General features: G+C 62.6%; 18 protein-coding genes. 4 read left to right on the top strand and 14 right to left on the bottom strand.

The annotated features are described in order from the left end of the window. Positions 1 to 40 precede the first annotated feature (40 nt). Complete coding sequence (amrB, locus tag AC1DZ8_RS09725; protein WP_477400792.1) at positions 41 to 1,687, top strand: AmmeMemoRadiSam system protein B; 1,647 nt, start codon at positions 41 to 43, stop codon at positions 1,685 to 1,687. 172 nt (positions 1,688 to 1,859) lie between these two features. On the opposite strand, the gene AC1DZ8_RS09720 is transcribed toward amrB, so the two are convergent. Together AC1DZ8_RS09720 and AC1DZ8_RS09715 are read right to left on the bottom strand one after the other, a co-directional pair. Continuing rightward, entirely contained in the window at positions 1,860 to 3,695 is a 1,836-nt protein-coding gene (locus AC1DZ8_RS09720; RefSeq protein ID WP_477309830.1) for an MORN repeat-containing protein, read from the bottom strand. A 150-nt stretch (positions 3,696 to 3,845) separates the two neighbouring features. Beyond that, entirely contained in the window at positions 3,846 to 4,925 is a 1,080-nt protein-coding gene (locus tag AC1DZ8_RS09715) for a trypsin-like serine peptidase (protein ID WP_477309829.1), read from the bottom strand. 402 nt (positions 4,926 to 5,327) lie between these two features. Between AC1DZ8_RS09715 and AC1DZ8_RS09710 the strand changes: the two genes are divergently transcribed. Continuing rightward, positions 5,328 to 6,419 carry a S1 family serine peptidase gene (locus AC1DZ8_RS09710; protein ID WP_477400777.1) on the top strand — a complete coding sequence of 364 codons (1,092 nt, stop codon included), beginning with the start codon at positions 5,328 to 5,330 and terminating at the stop codon, positions 6,417 to 6,419. A gap of 90 nt (positions 6,420 to 6,509) precedes the next feature. On the opposite strand, the gene mgrA is transcribed toward AC1DZ8_RS09710, so the two are convergent. The 7 genes from mgrA to AC1DZ8_RS09675 form a co-directional block, all read right to left on the bottom strand. After that, a complete protein-coding gene (gene mgrA, locus AC1DZ8_RS09705; RefSeq protein ID WP_477309827.1) occupies positions 6,510 to 7,556 on the bottom strand; it encodes an L-glyceraldehyde 3-phosphate reductase in 1,047 nt (348 codons plus the stop codon). A gap of 55 nt (positions 7,557 to 7,611) precedes the next feature. Further along, positions 7,612 to 8,754, bottom strand: coding sequence for a Gfo/Idh/MocA family protein (locus AC1DZ8_RS09700; RefSeq protein ID WP_477309826.1), 1,143 nt, complete (start codon positions 8,752 to 8,754; stop codon positions 7,612 to 7,614). Positions 8,755 to 8,765: 11 nt separating this feature from the next. Beyond that, positions 8,766 to 9,512, bottom strand: coding sequence for a sugar phosphate isomerase/epimerase family protein (locus AC1DZ8_RS09695; RefSeq protein ID WP_477309825.1), 747 nt, complete (start codon positions 9,510 to 9,512; stop codon positions 8,766 to 8,768). Between the two features lie 76 nt (positions 9,513 to 9,588). After that, positions 9,589 to 10,683: an ABC transporter ATP-binding protein gene (locus AC1DZ8_RS09690; protein WP_477309838.1), complete on the bottom strand. Its 1,095-nt coding sequence runs from the start codon at positions 10,681 to 10,683 to the stop codon at positions 9,589 to 9,591. A 5-nt stretch (positions 10,684 to 10,688) separates the two neighbouring features. Then, positions 10,689 to 11,624: a carbohydrate ABC transporter permease gene (locus AC1DZ8_RS09685; RefSeq protein WP_477309824.1), complete on the bottom strand. Its 936-nt coding sequence runs from the start codon at positions 11,622 to 11,624 to the stop codon at positions 10,689 to 10,691. After that, positions 11,617 to 12,510, bottom strand: a complete 894-nt coding sequence (locus AC1DZ8_RS09680) for a carbohydrate ABC transporter permease (RefSeq protein ID WP_142870207.1) — start codon at positions 12,508 to 12,510, stop codon at positions 11,617 to 11,619. Before AC1DZ8_RS09680 ends, AC1DZ8_RS09685 begins: the two co-directional genes overlap by 8 nt. 82 nt (positions 12,511 to 12,592) lie before the next feature. After that, a complete protein-coding gene (locus AC1DZ8_RS09675) occupies positions 12,593 to 13,831 on the bottom strand; it encodes an ABC transporter substrate-binding protein (RefSeq protein ID WP_477309823.1) in 1,239 nt (412 codons plus the stop codon). A gap of 394 nt (positions 13,832 to 14,225) precedes the next feature. On the opposite strand from AC1DZ8_RS09675, the gene AC1DZ8_RS09670 reads away from it, so the two are divergent. Then, positions 14,226 to 15,269, top strand: coding sequence for a LacI family transcriptional regulator (locus tag AC1DZ8_RS09670; RefSeq protein WP_477309822.1), 1,044 nt, complete (start codon positions 14,226 to 14,228; stop codon positions 15,267 to 15,269). 8 nt (positions 15,270 to 15,277) lie between these two features. Here AC1DZ8_RS09670 and gndA read toward each other — a convergent pair whose 3' ends face one another. Then, positions 15,278 to 16,705, bottom strand: coding sequence for an NADP-dependent phosphogluconate dehydrogenase (gndA, locus tag AC1DZ8_RS09665; protein ID WP_477309821.1), 1,428 nt, complete (start codon positions 16,703 to 16,705; stop codon positions 15,278 to 15,280). 219 nt (positions 16,706 to 16,924) lie between these two features. Between gndA and AC1DZ8_RS09660 the strand changes: the two genes are divergently transcribed. Then, positions 16,925 to 17,362 carry a VOC family protein gene (locus AC1DZ8_RS09660; protein WP_477309820.1) on the top strand — a complete coding sequence of 146 codons (438 nt, stop codon included), beginning with the start codon at positions 16,925 to 16,927 and terminating at the stop codon, positions 17,360 to 17,362. A 30-nt stretch (positions 17,363 to 17,392) separates the two neighbouring features. On the opposite strand, the gene AC1DZ8_RS09655 is transcribed toward AC1DZ8_RS09660, so the two are convergent. The 4 genes from AC1DZ8_RS09655 to AC1DZ8_RS09640 form a co-directional block, all read right to left on the bottom strand. After that, on the bottom strand, positions 17,393 to 18,091 hold the full coding sequence (locus tag AC1DZ8_RS09655; RefSeq protein ID WP_477309819.1) for a hypothetical protein: 699 nt from the start codon (positions 18,089 to 18,091) through the stop codon (positions 17,393 to 17,395). 95 nt (positions 18,092 to 18,186) lie between these two features. Further along, the gene (locus AC1DZ8_RS09650; protein ID WP_477400772.1) at positions 18,187 to 19,809 is read right to left on the bottom strand and encodes a copper resistance CopC/CopD family protein; all 1,623 of its coding nucleotides are present in this window, start codon (positions 19,807 to 19,809) and stop codon (positions 18,187 to 18,189) included. A 53-nt stretch (positions 19,810 to 19,862) separates the two neighbouring features. Further along, entirely contained in the window at positions 19,863 to 20,381 is a 519-nt protein-coding gene (locus AC1DZ8_RS09645) for a YcnI family copper-binding membrane protein (RefSeq protein WP_477400770.1), read from the bottom strand. 36 nt (positions 20,382 to 20,417) lie between these two features. Further along, positions 20,418 to 20,957 carry a copper chaperone PCu(A)C gene (locus AC1DZ8_RS09640; protein ID WP_477309817.1) on the bottom strand — a complete coding sequence of 180 codons (540 nt, stop codon included), beginning with the start codon at positions 20,955 to 20,957 and terminating at the stop codon, positions 20,418 to 20,420. Positions 20,958 to 20,963 lie beyond the last annotated feature (6 nt).

Genomic DNA, 20,963 nt, shown 5'->3' with positions numbered 1-20,963 from the left:
GGCGCGGACTATCATTCTTCTGATCTTTGCAATCGCTCTCGTGTTTCCCCTTCACGCATTCGCGGCGCCCGTCGCCTGCCCACAAGGCACAGAGAACTTCCCATCCTTCTATGACGACGCTACCCCCTTCACCGACGCCATCGCCAGCGCCACCAAAATCGACCCGTCCAACCAGCGCCTCACCGGCATAACCGTGCCGCACCACCTGCTGGCCGCCGACCTCGTTGCACTCGGTTTCCATGCCGCGTCCGACTTCCGCTACAAGCGCATCGTCATCCTGTCGCCGGACCATTTCCACAAGACGCAAAAGCTCTTCGCCACCACGACGCGCGGTTTCGAGACACCGCTTGGCCCGGTCCACGCCGACACAGCGGCCGTGCGCCTTCTCGAAGCGAACAACGACACGGTCGAAGAATCCTGCCTGTTTGCCAAAGAGCATGGCGTGCAGGCCATGCTGCCCTTCCTGCACCACTATTTTCCCGAGGCTGAAATCGTGCCAGTGGCGATGTCGGTCAAAGCCAAGCGGGCCGACTGGGATCGGCTGGCGGAGGCTCTGAAAGCGATCGTCGACAAGGACACGCTGATCGTCGAATCCACCGATTTCTCGCACTATCTGCCTCAGCATGAGGCGCGGCGTTTCGACCAGCAGACGCTGAACATGCTCGCCGCAGGCTCGCTCGGCGGGATTGCGGCGCTGCAGCAGCCAGCGCACGCCGACTCAGTCGGCGCGCTGTACATCCAGACCAGGCTGCAGCGCGAACTGTTCGGCGCTCAGCCGCTGGTCGTCGCCAACGAGAATTCGCAAGCGCATTCGAGCGACTATGTCGAGCGCACCACCAGCTATGTCGTGGCCCTGTTCGGCACCTTTGGTCCTGGCTTCAACAATCCGACCCGGCCAAACGACAAGCTCTATTATTTCGCCGGCGACGTGAATTTCGGCCGCGCCATGAAGAAGGTCCTGGTCCGCGACGGCATTGCCGAGAAGATCGTCGACAGCGTGCTTGCCCTGACCCGGTCAAGGCCGCTGATCGTCAATCTCGAAGGCGTCATCCTGCCCAACGTGCCCGAAGCGATCGACGACATGACGCTGGCGATGCCAGCCGATCTCGCCATCGGCATGTTGAAGAGATTGCATGTCGCCGCCGTCAGCCTCGCCAACAATCACGCCTATGACCTCGGCCCGTCCGGTTATGCCGAGACGCTGAGCGCGCTCGATGCTGCCGGCATCGCCCATTTCGGCCAGGGCGAGACGCAAGCACTTGCCGATCTCGACCTTGTCGGGCTGACCGACATCGACACCAACGGCTCCAGGAACACCGACCTTTTGACGCCTGCCTTGCTCGACCGGCTGTTGCACGACAATGCCGAGCGGCCGGTGGTTGCCTTTGTCCATTGGGGACGCGAGTACAAGACCGAACCGTCGCCGCGCGAGGAGATGCTGGCCGACCAGATGCGGCTGCGCGGCGTCACCGCCATCATCGGCGGCCATCCGCATGTGTCGAGCGAGGCGATCCTGCCGCTCGCCGGTGGCGATGTCGCGGAGATCTATTCGCTCGGCAATTTCCTGTTCGACCAGAAGGCCGAGCGATCGTCCGGGTCGATGCTGGAACTCAGGGTGTTCAGCCAGGGCACAATCTTTGCGAGGCTGATCCCGCTGCCCAATTATTTCGAGATGGGCTCGAAATAGTTATTAGCCAAAGCGCCATACAGGCCGCAGAGACCGTTTCGAGATTCGCTCTGGTGAGTCATATGATGGTGGTTTCGAGAACCGGAGCGCAGCGGACATTTGGGTCCGTGAGCACCGGAAGCGCAGAAACCGCCTTCAGATGGCCGCCAGAGTAGAATTTCCAAACGGTCTCTCAGCAGCCCTCCAGATCGGCGGGCAGATAGCAGACCGCAGGCTTGGTCCTGGTTTCGAACAGCGATTGCTTCGGCCGGAAATAGAAGAATGTTGCCGGCTTGCTCTCGCGCGTGCTGCCGTCGGCGAAATGCGCGGCAATGCTGAAACGATGGATCGACGACATAGACGACCACATCTTCAGCCGGGCCGTGTAGGCGCTGAGATTCTTGTTGCCGCGCAGCGGCATGGGGATGCTGTAGTCGGTCTTGCCGATCGGGAATTCGATGTTCTGGTAGCGTAGCGCTTCGGGCGATGAGCCGCCGCCATCGCCGCATTCGGCGAGCGATTCCGGGACCTCGATGCTGACCAACGAGACGACGACGCGAAACGGCTCGCTCTGTTGAGAGACATTGCCCTGGTCGTCGGCCCAGGAATAATCGAGCTTGCCGATCCCGGTGACGCTCATCTTCTCGACGCTGCCATTGATGTAATCGGCGACGTCGCCAAACTTGACCTTGTTGGCGACCTGGGCGCGGCAGACGTCGAGCGCGTCCCTCGATGGGCAAGTGAAGCGCTCGGTTTCGAGCGTTGTCGTATCGACGCCGGCCTCGGCCAGCACGTTCTTGACCGAGACGTCGACACCGTCGCCGAAAGTGCCGATGTCCTTGGTGAACATGCGGCTCGGTTCGCCGGTCGTGTTGTCTTCCTCGTCGGTCCTGGTGAACTGGATCGACATCTTCATGTCCTTCACATCGCCCCAGCCATTGTTGACGATCGAGAAATCGGGGCGGAAACCGACACAGCCATAGTGCTCGCTGATCGACAACATTGGCTTGCGGTAAGCTTCGCTGGAAGCAACCTTCATTTCCAGGCTGTCGAGCTTGACCCTGGACTGATCGGTGGTCTTGAGGTCGACTTCGGCGAAGGCCGCCGCCTGCTCCCAATCCATGCCGTCATAGACATTGCCGGTACGAATCTGCCCGGTGCCGTTCCAGGCGTCATTGTATTCGTCCGCCACCGGATAGATCGCGATGTCTTCGTCGCGCACAAGATGCTGGTACTGCATGTCGGCCTGCTGCGTCATGCGCTGGTCGACGGCAATGCCGATCTCGACCTTGTCTGCGGCGCCGCCGCCGGTTTGCGCCTTGAGCAACCCGCCCACTCGGGCATCGGCCAGCACGTCGGGGCGCGCGCCGCCGATCTCCTTGCCCATCGCCCATTGCGATTCATAGACGGTGCCGCCCGGCAGCCGGGTGCGGCCCTTACCGTTCTTCAGCCCGTCGGCAAACAAGCCGACAAATATTTCGCCAGTCTTCGTCTCCAGCCGGCCCTCGCCATTTGGCACACCAGCCTTGAATTGCCCTTCATAGCGGTTGCCGTCGGCATCGACATGGATGCCGTGACCGTCGAGCCGGCCGGCGACCCACTGGCCGTCGAGTATCTCGCCTGATCGCAGTTCCAGCCGGCCTTGCCCATCGGGCCGGCCATTCCTGATCTCGCCGAAATAGCTGGAATAGATGGTCTTGGGGTCATAGCTCGCCGAGCCGCGCACCCGCCAGACCAGCCTGCCCTTGCCGTTGACGGTACCGTCGGCCGTGACCGTCCTGTCCGGTGACTGGCCGGCGGCCGGCTCCCAGACGAAATCCAGGCCTATCTCCGGATGGAAATCCCAGACTCGGACGTTCTTGCGCAGCACCGACCGCGTCTGGCTCTGGTAGAGGATTTGCACCCGCTCGGCCCAGGCGCCAGGTGAGGGACCGTCTTGATCGGCCGCCGCCGGAAAACATGTCAGCGCGGCCAGCATCGATGCAGCCGCCATCGCCCTGACCCCGAAGATCATTTTTGCCCGTGCCATCGTTCCCAACCCCTTGGATCGCCTAGCGTAAGCGTCGCTGCAAAACTGTGCAAGGGAGCGATTTCGATGCAAAAAACCGGCAGCGGGAAAGTCCCGCCGCCGGTTCGGTATTGCCGGTTCTCGCCGCAGTTTGCCGGCGAAAGATCTGGCCTATTTGTACAGGCCGTTGATCCACTGCACGTTGGCGGCGTTCAAGCGCACCGCGGTGTTGGCGTTGGGGCTTTCGGCCACGTTCACGCCGGTGACGACGCGCTGCTTGGCGCCATTGTCATAGGCGTAGACCGAGCTGCCGCTCGACCCCGGATAGGTGTCGCAGTCGTATTGGAAATACTCCACACCGATGTTTTCGGCGTGCACTTCGCAGGTCGCCTTCCACATCGTACCCATCGGCTTGTCGCCGGGGTAACCGACGATGTTGGCGGTGAAATCGCCCAGATTCTCATAGTTGGCATAACCCAGCCAGCCGAGATTGGTGCCGATATCCTGCTTCAGCGTGATGATGCCGAGATCCCACGGAATGACCGAGCCGTAGTAGCCCTGATAATTGTCGATGAAACCCTGCAGGATATAGACGCTCTCATAGCTGAAAGCGCCGAACGGTGCATCGTCGGCAGTGTTGCCGTTGAGCGACGGCACGAAGATGACGTCGTCGAGCCAGGCCTTGTCTTCATTGCTGTAGAGGCAATGCGCGGCGGTGAGCACCGTGCGCGGACCGATCAAGGTCCCCGAGCAGCTGCCATAGCCGCTCTTGGCTTTGCCTTCGATATAGCCGATCGCGGTGAATGGATAGGTCTTGGTGTTCTTGATCTGCTCGCGGTCGTCTTCGCCGAACACCTGGCGGCCGGCTTCGTCGCCGCCCGTCAGTCCGGTCTTGTCGGCGGCCGGTGCGTTAGCCGGCGCATTCAGTTCCTTGATGACAAGGTCCTTCAGCGTCTCGCCGGCATCGATCTTGATGTCCTTGCCATCGGCGGAACGGCCGACGATGCCATAGGATTTGACCGCCGTCGCCTCATCGGTCAGCGGCGCTGCCCGGCTGGCTTCGTCTTCGGTCAGCTTCGGCGGGGCGATCGGTTTTGCCCGGCCAGGCTGGTAGTCGCCCGTACCCACATCGCGCATGCTTTCGCCATTGCCGGCATTCGCGGAACCGGGATCGGCGGCGAAGGCGGGCATCGTCCACAGTGCGGTGGATAGCAATGCGGACGCAATGATAGTGCTTGTCAGTTTCGTCATGGTGAGACTCTCCCAAAAGTCAGCAAGGAGTGGATCAAAATACAGAAATATTGTCGAGATCGTGGTGGCGTAAAAAAATCAGTTTGGTTACCCGCCCGTGTCGGATCATCGTTCCGGGCGGCCTCGTTAAAGCCCTCCGCCAAACGCATCCGCGTCGATATACTGCCTAAAATAATCCAACATTGGCAATGACAAATCGCTTCCGCGTAGCCCGTGGGGGGCTATAGGGTTTGGGTGGGCTCTGCCCGACTGGGCACGATTAGCAAAAGTGGTATTCGGTTTTATGACCGCTCGCGCGCCGTTTGATATGGCGCAAGGTGCGAGCGGCGTACCGGGTTCGCTTACGCTGATTTTGCGCTAGGTTGGTATGGCCCGCCAATTTTCATCTCAGGAGGTTTCAAGGTGAACATTATCCATCGGTTCAGGCCGCTCGCCGCTGCATCGCTGTTGGGCATCGCAGCCGCTTTCCCCGCCGTCAACGCGCTGCATGCGGCCGACGCCGCCGTCAGGCCGGAAGCGGCGGTCTCGCCGATGCAACGCGTCGCCGAAGCCCGGGACAAGGCCAAGGCCGAGAATCCTGACGGCGCCGACCGAGTCTATGGCGGCAAGGAAGCCGACAAGGGCGCCTATCCGTTCCAGGTGGCGCTGCTGACCACCGCCCGGCTGGACCCCAGCCCCGCCTCGCAGCCGAACGCGCAATTTTGCGGCGGCAGCCTGATCGCGCCGCAATGGGTGCTGACAGCGGCGCACTGCCTGAACGACAAGGGCCGGCCGATTTCGCCCGACACGGTGACCGTGCTGACCGGCGCCACCGATCTCACCGAAGGCAAGCGCTACAAGGTGGTCGAGGTTATCGTCAACGAGGGCTACAGCGAACAGACGCTGGACAACGACCTCGGCCTGCTCCGGCTGGCGGAGCCCGCCGACGCACCGGTCATCAAGATCACCAACGAGCCGACGCCCGACAGCGGCAAGACCACCGTCATCGGCTGGGGCAAGATGCAGGACGGGACCTTCCCGACCGCGCTGATGGTGGCCGATCTCGATCTCGAGCCGAGCGCCGCCTGCAACAGCGGCATCAAGTCGATCTACGCGCATGACCTGAAGGCGGCGCTCGGCGATCTCTCGCACCGCATGCGTTATTCGGAAAAGGGCATCGAGGCCGCCGCCAATGCGATTGCCGCCGACATGTCCGATCCGCTGACCAAGAACATGATCTGCGCCGGCACCGACAGCGGCGAACGCGACGCCTGCAACGGCGACAGCGGCGGTCCGCTGTTCATGACCGGCGCCGACGGTCCGGTCCAGGTCGGCGTTGTCAGCTGGGGCGAAGGCCCGTCCGACGGCACCGCCGCCTGCGGCCACAAGAACGCCTATGGCATCTACACGCGGCTGGCCAACTACACCGGCTGGATCGAGGCCAAGATGAAGACCCCGGCTCCGGCCGCCGCGCCAGCGCCCAAGGCCGGCCTCGGCACCGCCAAGAAACCCTGAGGCAAGAGCGGTTCATCGTCTCATGAAAATGCAAACGGCGGGATATTCCCGCCGTTTGCATTCGTATCGTTTGCCGGCTGTGTTTTTAGCTTACTTCCGCGGCGGACCCTTGCGTTCCGCTGAAGCCGCCCACAGATTGATATCGGACTCGCGCGCATAAGTGTCGATCTCGGCGAGTTCGGCGTCGCTGAACTCGAGCACCTTGAGCGCGCCGACGCAGTCTTCGACCTGCTCCGGCCGGCTGGCGCCGATCAGCGCTGAGGTCACCCGGCCCTTGCGCAGCACCCAGGCCAAAGCCATCTGCGCCAGTGTCTGGCCGCGCTTGCCGGCAATCTTATTCAGCGCCTGGATGTTGGCGATGGTCTTGTCGTTGATGAAGGCCGGCCGCAGCGACTTGCCCTGGGAAGCGCGGCTGCCCTCGGGAATGCCGCCCAGATATTTGTCGGTCAGCATGCCTTGCGCCAGCGGCGAGAACACGATCGAGCCGACGCCGAGCCCTTCCAACGTATCGAGCAGCCCATCCTCTTCGACCCAGCGGTTGAGCATCGAATAGCTCGGCTGATGGATGATGCAGGGCGTGCCGAGCTGCTTCAATATGTCGGCCGCTTCGCGCGTACGCTGCGAATTATAGGACGAGATACCGGCATAGAGCGCCTTGCCCGAACGCACCGCATGGTCGAGCGCGCCCATCGTTTCTTCGAGTGGCGTGTCGGGGTCGAAGCGATGCGAATAAAAGATGTCGACATAGTCGAGCCCCATCCGCTTCAGGCTCTGGTCGAGGCTGGCCAGCACATATTTGCGGCTGCCCCATTCGCCGTAAGGACCGGCCCACATCTCGTAGCCAGCCTTGGTCGAGATGATCAGCTCGTCGCGATAGCCGGCGAAATCGGTGCGCAGGATTTCGCCGAAGGCGGTTTCCGCCGAGCCGGGCGGCGGGCCGTAATTGTTGGCGAGGTCGAAATGGGTGATGCCGAGATCGAAGGCCTTGCGCGCAATCGCCTGCTTGGTCTTGTGCGGCGTGTCGTTGCCGAAATTGTGCCACAGCCCGAGCGAGATCGCCGGCAGTTTCAGGCCGGATCGCCCGCACCTGTTGTAGACCATTTTCTCATAGCGGTTTTCAGCCGGCTGCCAGCGCATGGGTACATATCCTGGATTGAATGGGTGTCGGCGCGAGCGCCGACACCCTTCTACCTCATTTCTTCTTCGCCAACAGCCCTTTTGCGTCCTTGACGCCGAGCGCCGCCGGCCGCTCGCATGTGGTCTGCATGGCGACGAACTTGCCGGTCTCGCCCGACCGCAACAGGCCGGTCATGACGTCGACAGCATGCAGCGCCAGTTCCATCGAGCAACGGTGCGGCCGGCCCTCGGCGATCGCCAGCGCCATGTCGGCAAGGCCTGCGGTGCGGTAATTGGCCATCATGCCCTGGCCGTGCATTTCGTTCGGCACGCCGAACGGATGCTTCCATTTCGGCAGTTTCTTCACCGGCTTGGCCGCCTCGGTGATGCGCACGTCGCCGCCAAAGAAATTCGGATCCGGCACATACACCGTACCGGCCTCGCCATAGAGTTCCATCGGCGCATGGCCATGGCTCCAGACGTCCCAGCTGGTGTTGAGCGTAATCACCGCGCCGTTCTCGAACTCGAGAAGGCCGTGGATGGTCGTCGGCGTGTTGACCGGGACCTTTTCACCCGCACGCGGCTTTGAGCTGATGGTGCGTTCCTTGGCAGGCGTCGTCGCAACGGCCGCCACCTGCTTCACCGGCCCGATCAGCTGGATCAGGTTGGTGATGTAGTAAGGCCCGATATCGAGCACCGGCCCGGCACCCGGCTGGAAGAAGAAATCCGGGTTGGGGTGCCAGTGCTCCATGCCGTGACCCATGACGTGGCAGGTGCCGCTGGTGATCTTGCCCAGCGTGCCATTGTCGATGAGGTTGCGCACCAGCTGGTGCGCGCCGCCAAGGAAAGTGTCCGGGGCCGAGCCGATGCGCAGGCCCTTCTTCTCGGCGCGGCTTTTCAGGTCGAGCCCTTCCTTGATCGACAGCACGAACGGCTTTTCCGAATAGACATGCTTGCCGGCGTCGAGGATCTGCTTCGACACCTCGTAATGCACCGCCGGGATGGTCAGGTTGACGATGATGTCGATCTCGTCGTCCTTGAGCAGTTCGTCGACGGTCTCGGCGCGCAGCTTGAACTCCTTCGCCCGTGCCTTGGCCGCGTCCATGTTGATGTCCGCGCAGGCGCGCATCTCGATGCCGCGAAACAGCGGCGCCAGCGAAAAATACGCCTTCGAGATGTTGCCGCAGCCGATGACGCCGATACCCAGTTTCTTTGCCATGATCGTTGTTCCTAGTAAGCCTTGACGGAAGCGAGCGAGCGGCTGGCGAAGCGCTCGATGTCGTTGGGGTTGTCCTGTTCCATGACGTAGTACTTGGCCGGGGTCTTGGCACGCAGCGCCTTGATCAGGCCGGCCCAATCGATGGTGCCGTGGCCGACATCCGCCCAGCCATCCTCGTCGAGCCCTTGGCCCGGTTTGGGCATGTCCTTGACATGGACGGCGCTGATGCGCTTGCCGTGCTTTTCGATCCACGGCAGCGGATCGACGCCGCCGCGGATCACCCAGGCGACGTCCATCTCCCAGCCGATATCAGGTGCGGCCGACAGGATGTGGTCCTGCGGCACCGAACCGTCGGCGAGCTTCTTGAACTCGAAATCATGATTGTGCCAGGCAAAGCCGTAGCCGGCCTTTTTGGCGGTTTCGCCGACCTTGGCCAGACGCTCGCCAAAGCCACGCCAGCCGGCAGCATCGGCCGGCCGCTGCTCGGCCAGGAGATAGGGACAGATGACCAGCGTAATGCCGAGCGCATCGGCTGTCTTGCGCACGCCATCGAAATCATTCTCCAGCGCATCGATCGAGAAATGCCCGGTCGGCATCGCAAGCCCGTTCTTGTCGAGTTCGGCGCGGAACGCCTTGGGGTCATCATAGACGCCGCCAAAGCCTTCGACTTCCTTGTAGCCGAGCTTGCCCAGCATTTTCAGGATGCCGTCCCAGGGCAGGAAATTGCGGGCGCTGTAGAGTTGGAATGACCAGTTCATCGTCTCTGTCCGTTTCTTGGGTGGTGGGTCTTGGGGGATCGTTCTTGGGGGATGTGATTGGGATGATTCTCGAAAATTAGAGGCGATTGCCGGTCGCCGCATCGAACAGCGAGGCGCGCGCCGGGTCGAACCCGAACTGGACCGGGTCGCCGCTGCTCAGCGTCCGTTCCGCCTCGACGCGGAACGAGAGGTTGCGGCCGCCGAGTTTTGTCCACACCAGCGTGTCGGAACCCATCGGCTCGACGATCTCGACCGAACCGCTGGCGGAAAACGGCATCGACTTCGCCGCGTCACCGAAGGCGATGTGTTCGGGCCGGATGCCGAGCACGCAAGCGCCGGTCGGACGCTCCGTACCGTCAAAGGCATAGCGCTCCAGCGGCACCGAAACACCGTCGGTCTTGAACGTCGGACCGGCCTCCATCTGCCCTTCGAGGAAATTCATCGCCGGCGAGCCGAGGAAGCCGGCGACGAAGCGGTTGACCGGGCGGTTGTAGATCGTCTGCGGTGCATCGAGCTGCTGGATGACGCCGCCTTTCATCACCGCAATGCGATCGGCCAGCGTCATTGCCTCGATCTGGTCGTGGGTGACGTAGATCATGGTGTTCTGCAGATTGCGGTGCAGAAGCTTGATCTCGACGCGCAGCTCGGCGCGCAGCTTGGCATCGAGATTGGACAGCGGCTCGTCGAACAGGAAGACGTCGACGTCGCGCACCAGCGCCCGCCCAATCGCCACGCGCTGGCGCTGACCGCCGGACAAGGCTGCGGGCTTGCGCTGCAGCAGCGGCTCGATCTGCAGGATCTCGGCGGCGCGCGCGATGCGCTTGGCGATCTCGTCCTTTGGCACGCCGGCAACGCGCAGGCCGAAGGACAGGTTCTTCTCCACCGTCATTTGCGGATAGAGCGCATAGGACTGGAACACCATGCCGATGCCGCGGTCCTTGGGCTCCTCCCAGGTGACGTTCTTGCCCTTGATGAAGATGCGGCCTTCGGAAATGTCGAGCAGGCCGGCGATGCAGTTGAGCAAGGTCGACTTGCCGCAGCCCGAGGGACCGAGCAGGACGATGAACTCGCCCTCGGCGACATCGAGGTTGAGCGTCTGCAGCACCGATACAGCGCCGAAATTGAGCGACAGGTCCTGGATCGAAACGCTGGTGCCGTTGGCTGCCGTCATCGCCATCACCCTTTCACCGCACCGGCGGCGATGCCGCGCACGAAAAGCTTGCCGGAGATGAAGTAGACGATGAGTGGCACAAGGCCGGTCAGGATGGTGGCGGCCATGTTGACGTTGTACTCCTTCACGCCTTGTACCGAATTGACGATGTTGTTGAGCTGCACCGTCATCGGATAGGTGTCGGGACGGGTGTAGACGACGCCGAACAGGAAGTCGTTCCAGATGCCGGTGACCTGCAGGATGATGGCGACGACGAAGATCGGCAGCGACATCGGCGCCATGATGCGCAGGAAGATGCCCCAGAAGCCGGCGCCGTCGACACGCGCCGCGCGGAACAGTTCCTCCGGCATCGACGCAAAGTAGTTGCGGAACAACAGGGTCAGGATCGGCATGCCGAAAATGGAATGGACGATCACCAGGCCGCTCAGGCTGCCATAGAGGCCGATCTCGCGCAGGATGATGACGATCGGATAGATCATCACCTGGTAGGGGATGAAAGCGCCGACGATCAGGATGACGAAGAATGTGTCGGCGCCCTTGAAGCGCCAGTTGGCGAGCGCATAGCCGTTGACCGAGGCAATCGCGATCGACAGCAGCACCGAGGGGACGGTGATGCGCACCGAATTCCAGAAGCCGCGTGAAAGCCCGTCGCAATTGAGGCCGGTGCAGGCCGTCGCCCAAGCTTTGACCCACGGCTCGAAGGTGATTTCGAGCGGCGGCGCAAAGATGTTGCCGAGCCGTATCTCGGGCATGCCCTTGAGCGAGGTGACGACCATCACGTAAAGCGGCAGCAAATAGTAGACCGCCATCACGAACAGCGTGCCATAAAGGAAGATGTTGCGGCGCGAGAAGACATGCCGCGGCTTCGGCCCGCGCGGCCCCAAGGCTTCGCGCTCGGCGGCACCCGCGCCGGCGGGCAAGGTGACGGCCGGGTCAGCCACGCTTCTTGCCTCCGAATTCGAGATAAGCCCATGGCACGATGACGATCACCACCGAGAGCAGCATCATGGTCGATGCGGCAAAGCCCTGGCCGAGATTCTGGGCGAAGAACATGTAGTCGTAGACATACTTTGCCGGAACTTCGGAGGCGATGCCGGGACCGCCGCTGGTCTGGGCCACCACAAGGTCGTAGACCTTGACTATGCCGGACGCGATGATGACCAGCGTGGTGATGAAGACCGGCCGCATCATTGGGATGACGATGAACAGATAGGTCTTCCACATCGGGATGCCGTCGACCCGCGCCGCTTTCCAGATATCCTCGTCGATCCCGCGCAGGCCGGCCAGCATCAGGCACATGATGAGCCCGGTGCCTTGCCACAGCGCCGCGATCGAAATGCCGTAGATGACGATGCTGGAATTATAGAGCGGGTCGAAGCTGAAGCTCGTCCAGCCGAGGTCCCGCACCACATGCTGGATGCCGAAATCCGGATTGAGCAGCCACTGCCAGACCAGGCCGGTGACGATGAAGGACAGCGCGAACGGATAGAGGAAGATGGTGCGGAACGTGTCCTCGAAGCGGATCTTCTGGTCGAGCAGTGCCGCAAGCAGGAAGCCGATGACCAGCGAGAACACCAGCGAGATCGCGCCATAGATCAAGAGATTCTCGATCGAGATCAGCCAGCGCGGTGTCGACCACAGCCGGTAATACTGATCGAGTCCGACAAAATTCAGCCGCGGCAACAACTTCGAATTGGTGAAGGAATAGAGCACCGTCCACAACGTGCCGCCAACGAAGACCACCGACGCGGTGAGGATCATCGGGATCGAAGCGACCTTCGCATTGAGGTTGCGGAACAGCGGGTTGGGGCGTTCGCTCTTGCTCATCTCGTCAGCCGGCTGGGTAAGGGCAGTGCGATCCCGGCCCTGCTTGTGGCAAGGCCGGGAGCGAGGTGGATTGCCTCCAACGTCAGTCTGCCGCCGCGATGAGGTCGGCGAAGCGCTTCTGCGCCTCTTCGACGGTCATGTCGGGCTTGGCGAAGAATTCAGCGAAGAGATCCTCTTTCTGCTTCTGGGTGTCCTGCGACATCAGCTGGTCCGTCCACGGGATGACGGCGCCCTTGGCGAGGATGGCGAGGCCCTTCTTCATGCAGTCATTGGCGGCGTTCAGATCGACGTCGCCGCGCACCGGCAGCGAGCCCTTCTTGAGGTTGAAGGCGACCTGCGTCTTGGGGTCGAGCAGCGTTTCGGCCAGCACTTCCTGCGCCTTGGACTTGTCGGCATCCTTGAGCAGCGGGAAGTAGAAGGCGTCGCCGCCTGTGGCGATCACTTCGTTCAGGCCGAGGCCCGGCAAGCAGGTGTAATCCTTGCCGGCGACCTTGCCGGCAACCTGGAATTCGCCTTGCGCCCAGTCGCCCATGATCTGGCCGCCGGCCTTGCCGGTGATGACCAGATTGGTTGCCTGGTTCCAGTCCTGCACATTGGTGTTCTTGGCCATCTTGCGGGCATCGTCGGCGGCCTTGAACACCTTGGCGATCTCGGGGCCGGCGGCAAATTTGGCGTCCTTGTCCTTGTAGACCTTGAGGAATGCATCGGAGCCGCCCACGGCCGCCAGCAGCACATCGAAGGCGCCGGAGGACTGCCATGCCTGTCCGCCAACAGCGAGCGGGATGATGCCGGCCTTTTCCAGCGCCGGCGCTGCCGCGACGAACTCATTCCAGTCCTTCGGCGTCGGCACGCCAGCCTTGGCGAAGGCCTCGTTCGACAGCCACAGCCATTGCCAGGAATGGATGTTGACCGGCACGCAATAGATCTTGCCGTCGATGGTGCAGCTGTCGAGCAGGCTCTTCGGCCGCACGATTTCCGTCCACTTGCCCTTGGTGGCGACGTCGGTGAGGTCGCGCATCAGGCCGGCCTGCACCAGTTCCTCCGCCTGCCGGCCGTGGTTGAACTGGGTGGCGCCCATCGGATCACCACCGGTGATGCGGCTGATCATGATCGGCCGCGCGGTGCCGCCGGAGCCGGCAATGGCGCCGTCGACCCAGTGATTGCCGGTCGCATCGAAGGCCTTGGCCAGTTCCGCAACCGCCGCCGCCTCGCCGCCCGACGTCCACCAATGGGTGACTTCCAGGTCGGTGGCTGCTGCCGGGCCGGCAAATTGCAGCGCGGCCGTCGCGGCAAAAGCAGCGGTCAAAAGTTTATAGCGCATTTCGGTTCCTCCCAGAATCTGAAACGTTACAGATTTTCGATACGGCAATTGTGCGGTGCGCGCAACCCCTGAGGTAAACGCGGTCCAATATTTTTTCGAGGCGCGAACAAATTCATTGCGCGCAAGCCGGCAAACTCCGCGCAAAACCGGCTGTTGCGCTGCAAAATCATGCTGCAGCGCAAGAAAACCGTCCGGAACCTGGTTGGTCGCGCAACGTTCCTGGCCGCGAAAACCCTGCCAAAACCATGGCTTGAGAGACCCGCGCGGCTCGATGTTGGCAATCTGTAACGTTTCAGTATATTGAAGCTCGGCGGGTGAACGGCCGTGCCATATCGTCATCGAAGCGATTGTCGACTGGTCCGGCGGCTGCTATGCGCCTGACGGGGCGGGACGAATGGACAGGGACCAGACGGACAAGGACGACGAGGCGTCGGCGCATGAGCGCCCGACGCTGAAGACGCTTGCCTTCATGACCGGGCTCGGAGTCACCACCGTCTCACGTGCGCTGAAGGATGCGCCCGAGATCGGCGCCGAGACCAGGCGCCGCGTTCAGCTCGTCGCCAGGCAGATCGGCTACCGCCCGAACCGTGCCGGCGTGCGCCTGCGGACCGGCAAGACCAATGTCATCAGCCTCGTGCTCAACACCGAGCGCGAGATCATGAGCTTTGTCTCCGACATCATCTACGGTGTCTCGGAGGTCATTGCCGACACACCCTATCACCTGATCGTCACGCCCTATTCGCGCTCGCAGGATCCGCTGGATCCGGTGAAGTACCTGGTCGAGTCCGGCTCGGCCGACGGCGTCATCATTTCGCGCACGCAGCCCAATGATCCGCGCGCCCGCTACATGCTGGAGCGCGGCATTCCCTTTGCCACCCATGGCCGCACCGATATGGGGCTGGTGCACCCCTATCATGACTTCGACAACTACGCCTTCGCCGCCGAGGCGGTGCGCCATCTGGCCGGCATCGGCCGGCGCAGGCTGGCGCTGGTGACACCGCCTGTGGGGCTGACCTACTACGGCCACACGGTGAACGGCTTTGCCGATGCGCTGGGCGAGGTTGACGCCAGCGAAGTGCCGTTCAATACCGTTTCAATCGACCAGTCGATCGATCAGATCAGGACACGGACCGCGCAACTGATGCGCCGCGACGTGAGGCCTGACGGTTTTGTCAGCAGCGCTGCCCCCGCAACGCTGGCCATCGTCGCCGGCATCGAGGATGCGGGCCTGAAACTCGGCCGCGACGTCGATGTCGTATCCAAGCAGTCGTCGGAACTGCTGCATTTGTTCCGCCGGGAGTTGCTTATCGTCAACGAAGACTTCCGCTTGGCGGGCACCGAGCTTGCCCGCGCCGTGCTAGGCTGGATAGGCGGCGGCGCACCCGGCTCTTTGCAGACCGTGGTCAAGCCGGGCGACGTCATCGCCTATCGCGGTTAGCCCCGGATCTAGCCGGCAGCGCCACTGCCCCATGGCCCATGGAATGCCCCCTGCTCGCCTATGCGCTCGAAGCCGTGCGCGCCGAAGAAATCGCGCTGCGCCTGGATCAGGTTCGAGGTGCCGCGGCCCTGGCGATAGCTGTCGAAATAGGCGAGCGCCGACGCCAGAGCCGGGACCGGCGAGCCGGCTTCGGAAGCCTTGGCGACGATGCGCCGGAGCGACGGATGCGCCTCCTGCATCATGGTGATGAAGGCTGGCGCCATCAAAAGGTTGGTGGAGGCGCCGCCGGAGCCGAAGGCTTCCGCCATGGTGTCGAGCATCTGCGAGCGGATGATGCAGCCGGCGCGCCAGATCTTGGCGATGGTCGGCATCGGCAGGTTCCAGTTGAACTCCTTCGAAGCGCCGCTCATCACCGCGAAACCTTGCGCATAGGCGGCGATCTTGCCGGCGAGCAACGCCAGCTCCAGGTCTTTCAGAAGTGCCGCCTTGTCGCCGGAGATCCTGGTCACGCCGATATTGCCATAGGCCTTTTCCGCCGCCTGACGCTCGTCCTTGATCGATGACAACGAGCGCGCCGCCACCGCAGCCTCGATCGCCGTCGCCGGAATGCCGAGCTGCTGCGCCTCGATGACCGACCATTTGCCGGTGCCCTTCTGGCCGGCCCGGTCAAGGATGATATCGACCACCGGCTTGCCGGTCTTCGCATCGTCGGCGGCCAGAACCTTGGCGGTGATCTCGATCAGATACGAATCGAGCCGGCCCTTGTTCCAGTTTTCAAAGACGGCGCCGATCTCCTTCGGCCCCATGCCGAGACCGTCGCGCAATATGCCGTAGATCTCAGCGATCATCTGCATGTCGGCATATTCGATGCCGTTGTGGATGGTTTTCACGAAATGCCCGGCGCCGTCGGTGCCGAGCCAGGCAGCGCACGGCTCGTCCTTGAACTTGGCCGAGATCGCGGTCAGCACGCTTTCGACGCGCTTCCAGGACTCTTCGGTGCCGCCGACCATGATCGACGGCCCATGGCGCGCGCCTTCCTCGCCGCCGGACACGCCCATGCCGATAAAGGTCAGGCCGGAGCCGGACAGCTCTGAAAAGCGCCGCATCGTGTCGCGGAAATTGGCGTTGCCGGCATCGATGACGATGTCATTGGCCGACAGCACGCCGCGCAGCGCTTCGATCTGTTCGTCGACCGGCTTGCCGGCCAGCACCATGATGATGATCGGCCGCGGCGGGCGGATGGATTCGGCGAGTTCCTCAAGGCTGTAGCAGGGCACCACCCTGTCCCTTAGCGCGCCGGCGCTTTCAAGGAAAGCATCGGTGCGCGCCCTGGTGCGGTTGAAGACGGCGATGCGGTGCCCGTGCTCGGCAATGTTGAGCGCCAGATTGGAGCCCATCGTGCCAAGGCCGATCAGGCCGATTTCGGCTTTTTCCATCGTTTCTTCCCTGTTTTCGGATCTTTTGTTGAGGCGCGTTTTGCGGGGATGCCCGTTCTTCGGCGAGATGATTGACGGGCCTTTCGCGCCGCGTCAACCGCTTCGCTGAATTGTGACGGCCCGCGTTGCGTGAGACTTGAGGTCGAGCCGAGTCAGGAAGTGTCCGTTGGTGACCAGCCAACGCCTTGCCGATCGAACATATGGCGTTAGGTTGGACATATGGCAGTCAAACGGATGGACAATGTCGGAATCGTCGTCGAGGACCTCGAAGGGACGATTGCCTTCTTTCGCGAACTCGGCCTCGAGTTCGAAGGGCGGGCGACGATCGAAGGAGAATGGTCCGGCCGTGTCACCGGACTGGGCGATCAGCGCGTCGAGATTGCCATGATGCGCACGCCGGATGGCCATAGCCGGCTCGAGCTCTCCCGCTTCCTCACGCCGCCTGTCGTCGCCGATCACCGCAACGCCCCGGTGAACGCTCTGGGCTACCTCCGCGTCATGTTTACCGTGGACGACATCGACGACACGCTTGAAAGGCTCCGCAAGCGCGGCGCGCAGCTTGTCGGCGAAGTCGTCCGTTACCAGGACGTGTATCGGCTCTGCTACATCCGCGGGCCTGAAGGGCATCTCATCGGACTGGCCGAGGAACTCGGCTGAAGCGCATTGAGAGCGGCGTCGGGTATCCTCTTACCAGGGACGAGGAATGCAGCTCTCCGGGCGGTACGTGGCCAGGACTGCGTCCATAGCTTTGCTGTATTCGGAAAAGCTTGGAATGAGCCCCAATTCGATGGCTTGAGCGACGCATTTATCGCCGGCAGCGGGCGAATTTGCCTGAGAGAGGCAATTTTTCAGCTTTGTCATTGAGACCGGAGGGGGAGGCTTGATTGATCGATAGCCGATCGAGCCTGAACGCATGGATACAACCGTTACGTCGCCCTTGTTCCATAGAGCCGGGTCAAAGATATGGTTGAGATTGCGCTTGTCGCCAGGGTGTTTTGACGCCGCCACGCCGTAGATCGTCATGACAAGCACATTGGCAGCTGCCTTATCTCCCGGATCGACTTTCATATCCGAATCCGTGGCCGGCATCCTGAGCCCAGGCTCAGAGGCAAGCTCCGACAGGGCTTCGCCATCGCCCTCTCGCGCCAAGGGCCAAAGTACCGCCCATTGCTTTTTACATTGCTCTTTGTAGTAGGAGTCTCGGGCAAACTTCAGGCGCTGCTCACGGGTCAAACTCGGCTGCATCAAGCTTGTTTTACCTGTGAGATCGCATCCGCAGACAAGAAAAAAGACCAGAAGACCGCAACATACTTTCCCTATAAATCGGGTTGATACGGCCGCTGATTCAATTGCTTCTTGCCAAGAAAGGCGCTCCGTCAGCAGCATCACCCGATCCCGAACATCTCAACGCATTAGTAAAATGAACCGCACTAGGCGACCAGCAGCTTATGCGAAAAACGAAAACATAGCCATTTGGTGTATTAGTCGGCGCGAATATCGATAGGCGCCTCGATCTTTACCACCTCGAAATCCGAAACCAGAATATCGAGCCGCGCCGTCCAGCGGCCGGGTACCGGGATGACGAGATTGTCGACGCGCCAGGTGCCGTCGCCGGGTTTGGTCGCCGGACGCTTGATCGACTCGATGCCGGAATCGGGCTTGGACAGCACCAGCGTGACTTCCTTCGCGTCGAGCGGGCCGAAATCGCCATCCATGATGACGATTGAGGCGGTGACCTCCCCGGTGTGGCCGGGCGTGATGTCGATGTCGGCCATCGCCTTCAGCGTGTGGATGTGGGTCGATGTCGGTTGCGCCGCGGCGATCGCCAGCGCCCGTGGCGGCGGCGTGAAGCGCCAGCCGGCGGCAACGCCGAAGATCAGGAGTACGATCAGCATCTCGACTGCGATCGAGCGGCTGAGCCGGCGCCGCACTTCCGTCGCTCCGGCCTCGGCCAAGGCGGTGAGCCGCCAGCGATTGACCGCTGCCAGCGTGAACAGAAACACCAGCAGCGCGAGCTTGATCAGCAGCAACCGGCCATAGGCGGCGTTGATGAGTGCCGCCGGTGTCTGCACCTGGATGATGGCGAGCACGATGCCCGCCGCGGCAAGCGTCGCCACCACAGGCATGATCGTGCGTGAAAATCGCCGCAGAAACGCGCCGGCTTCCGCCGATTGGCTGTTCAGCGCCAGGCCGAGCGGCAGCAGCGCTCCGGCCCAGAAGGCGATACCGGCGCCGTGCAGGAACACCATCGGCCGCGTCAGCCATTGCGGCTCTGCCGCACTGGCGTGGCCGCTGGCGGCAAGGGCCGCGCCAACACCGGCCAGTCCGGCGAGCGCCAGCGGCCTGGCAACGGCGCGCGGCCCGACCAGAGACAACAGGCCAAGCCCGAGCGCCGCCAGAGCGATTATCACCGTCCATCCAAAACTGGTGCCGAGCCCGGTCCGCCAGACCACCGGTTGCGCCAGCCGGGCAAGTGGCGCCCCCAGCGCATCCAGCCCCTGGAACCCGAGCGACAGGGGTACTGCGACCAGGCCGCACAGAATGGCGGCAATGACGAAACGCTGGCCCGATCGCACGCCTGCGAGCCATGTCAGCGCGAAGGCGCCGCCGACGCCGAGGAAAAGCCCGATGTAGAGAAGAACCTTACCGGTCCAGATCGCCGACCGCAAATCCATGTCGACGGCTTCCGCCACCGCCGGCGCCTGGCTTGGCGCGCCGACGGAAAACAGCACCGAGCCGCCGACCGGATGGCCGTCGGCGGAAATCACCCGCCAGCTCAAGACATGTGTACCCGGCCCGAGCTTCTGCGGATTGTCGATCTCGACCATCTCGTCGTTGAGCCGAAACGAGGTCAGCGCGACAGGCGTGCCGTCAGGCCGCACCAGGGTCAGCACCAGCGGTGACACCGGCTCGCTGAAGGTCAACGAAAATTGGCTCGGCGCTTGCGCCAGAACCGCGCCATCGGGCGGCTCGGCCTTGACCAACGCCGCATGGGCAAGGGCCTGGTTTGGCATGACGAGGACGGCGAGCAGCACGATCGCGGCCAGCAGGCCGAGGCACCTGCCAGTGGTTCGTTCTATCAGCCGGAAATAGCTCACGCGCATGCCACCCACCAAAACAGCGGCGCGCTGCTTCGAAGCAGCGCGCCACCAATGCATCACTTCTTCGGCAGCAGGTTGAGGCCGGGCGCCGGATCTTCCAGCGCATCCTCATCCTGGCCGGCCGCCGGAATCTCTATCCAACGCGTGGTGGCGCCATCGCATTCCTGCACCACCGGAAAATAGATCTTCTGGCCGGCCGGCAGATCGGCGGCCAGCGTGCCGCGGAAGACGAACTCGTCGTAGAATTCGTCCGGCAGGCTGCCGCCGCTCCAGTCGACTTCCTTGACGCCCGACGTCACCGCCTCGCCATAGAGCTGGTAGGATTTCTCGTACTTGCCTTTCTTGACCTGCAGCGTCCAGCCGGGCTTGGGCATCGGCTTCACCGCGATCACCCCTTCCGGGATCTGCACGCGCACGGCAATCGTCGCCTTGCCGTCGCAGCCATGCGGCACACGCAGCACGGCCTTGTAGGTCGAGCCGACCGGCGCTTCCTGCGTTTCAAGCGTGATATGGGCGAAGGCGGCACTTGTCCACAGGACGAGACATGCAGCGGCGGGCAAAAGATACTTGTTCATGATGGTCCCTCTCGAAAATCGGTTGGCAATAATTGGTCAGTCGTTGTCTTCCTGCGGCGGCGCGCTGCCAATGGCCTGCACGGCGAACTCGACGGTCACCACTCCGGCCTTCTCGAAGGTCAGCGTGGCGGCAAACATCTGGCCTTCCTTGGGCGGCTGCTTCAAATCCATGAACATTATGTGGTAAGCGCCGGGGCCCAGGATGACCTTGCCACCCGCCGGGATTTCCAGGCCGCCCTCGACCGGGCGCATGGTCATGACGCCGTCCTTCACCCCCATTTCATGCAGTTCGGCCTTGCCCGAAATGTCGGAGGCAATCGACAGCAGCCGGTCCGGCGCGCTGCCCTTGTTGACGATGGTGAAGTAGCCGCCGGCGACCTTGGCGCCGGCCGGCGTCGCGCGCGACCAGGGATGCTCGATCTCGATGTCGCCAGCCTTGAACTCATGTGCAAGAGCGGAATGGGCGCCTACGAACAACAGGGCGAAGGCGAAGACGGCGCTGCCGAGACGCTGCTCGAATGTGCGGAACAAAGACGCGCTGCGGCGCAATGCGGCGGCACGAAGAAAACGGGACATGGGGAA

The sequence above is a fragment of the Mesorhizobium sp. P2_F7 genome (assembly GCF_056403695.1).
The sequence above is the reverse complement of the archived record's forward strand: the minus strand, read 5'-3'. Positions and strand labels throughout refer to the sequence as shown.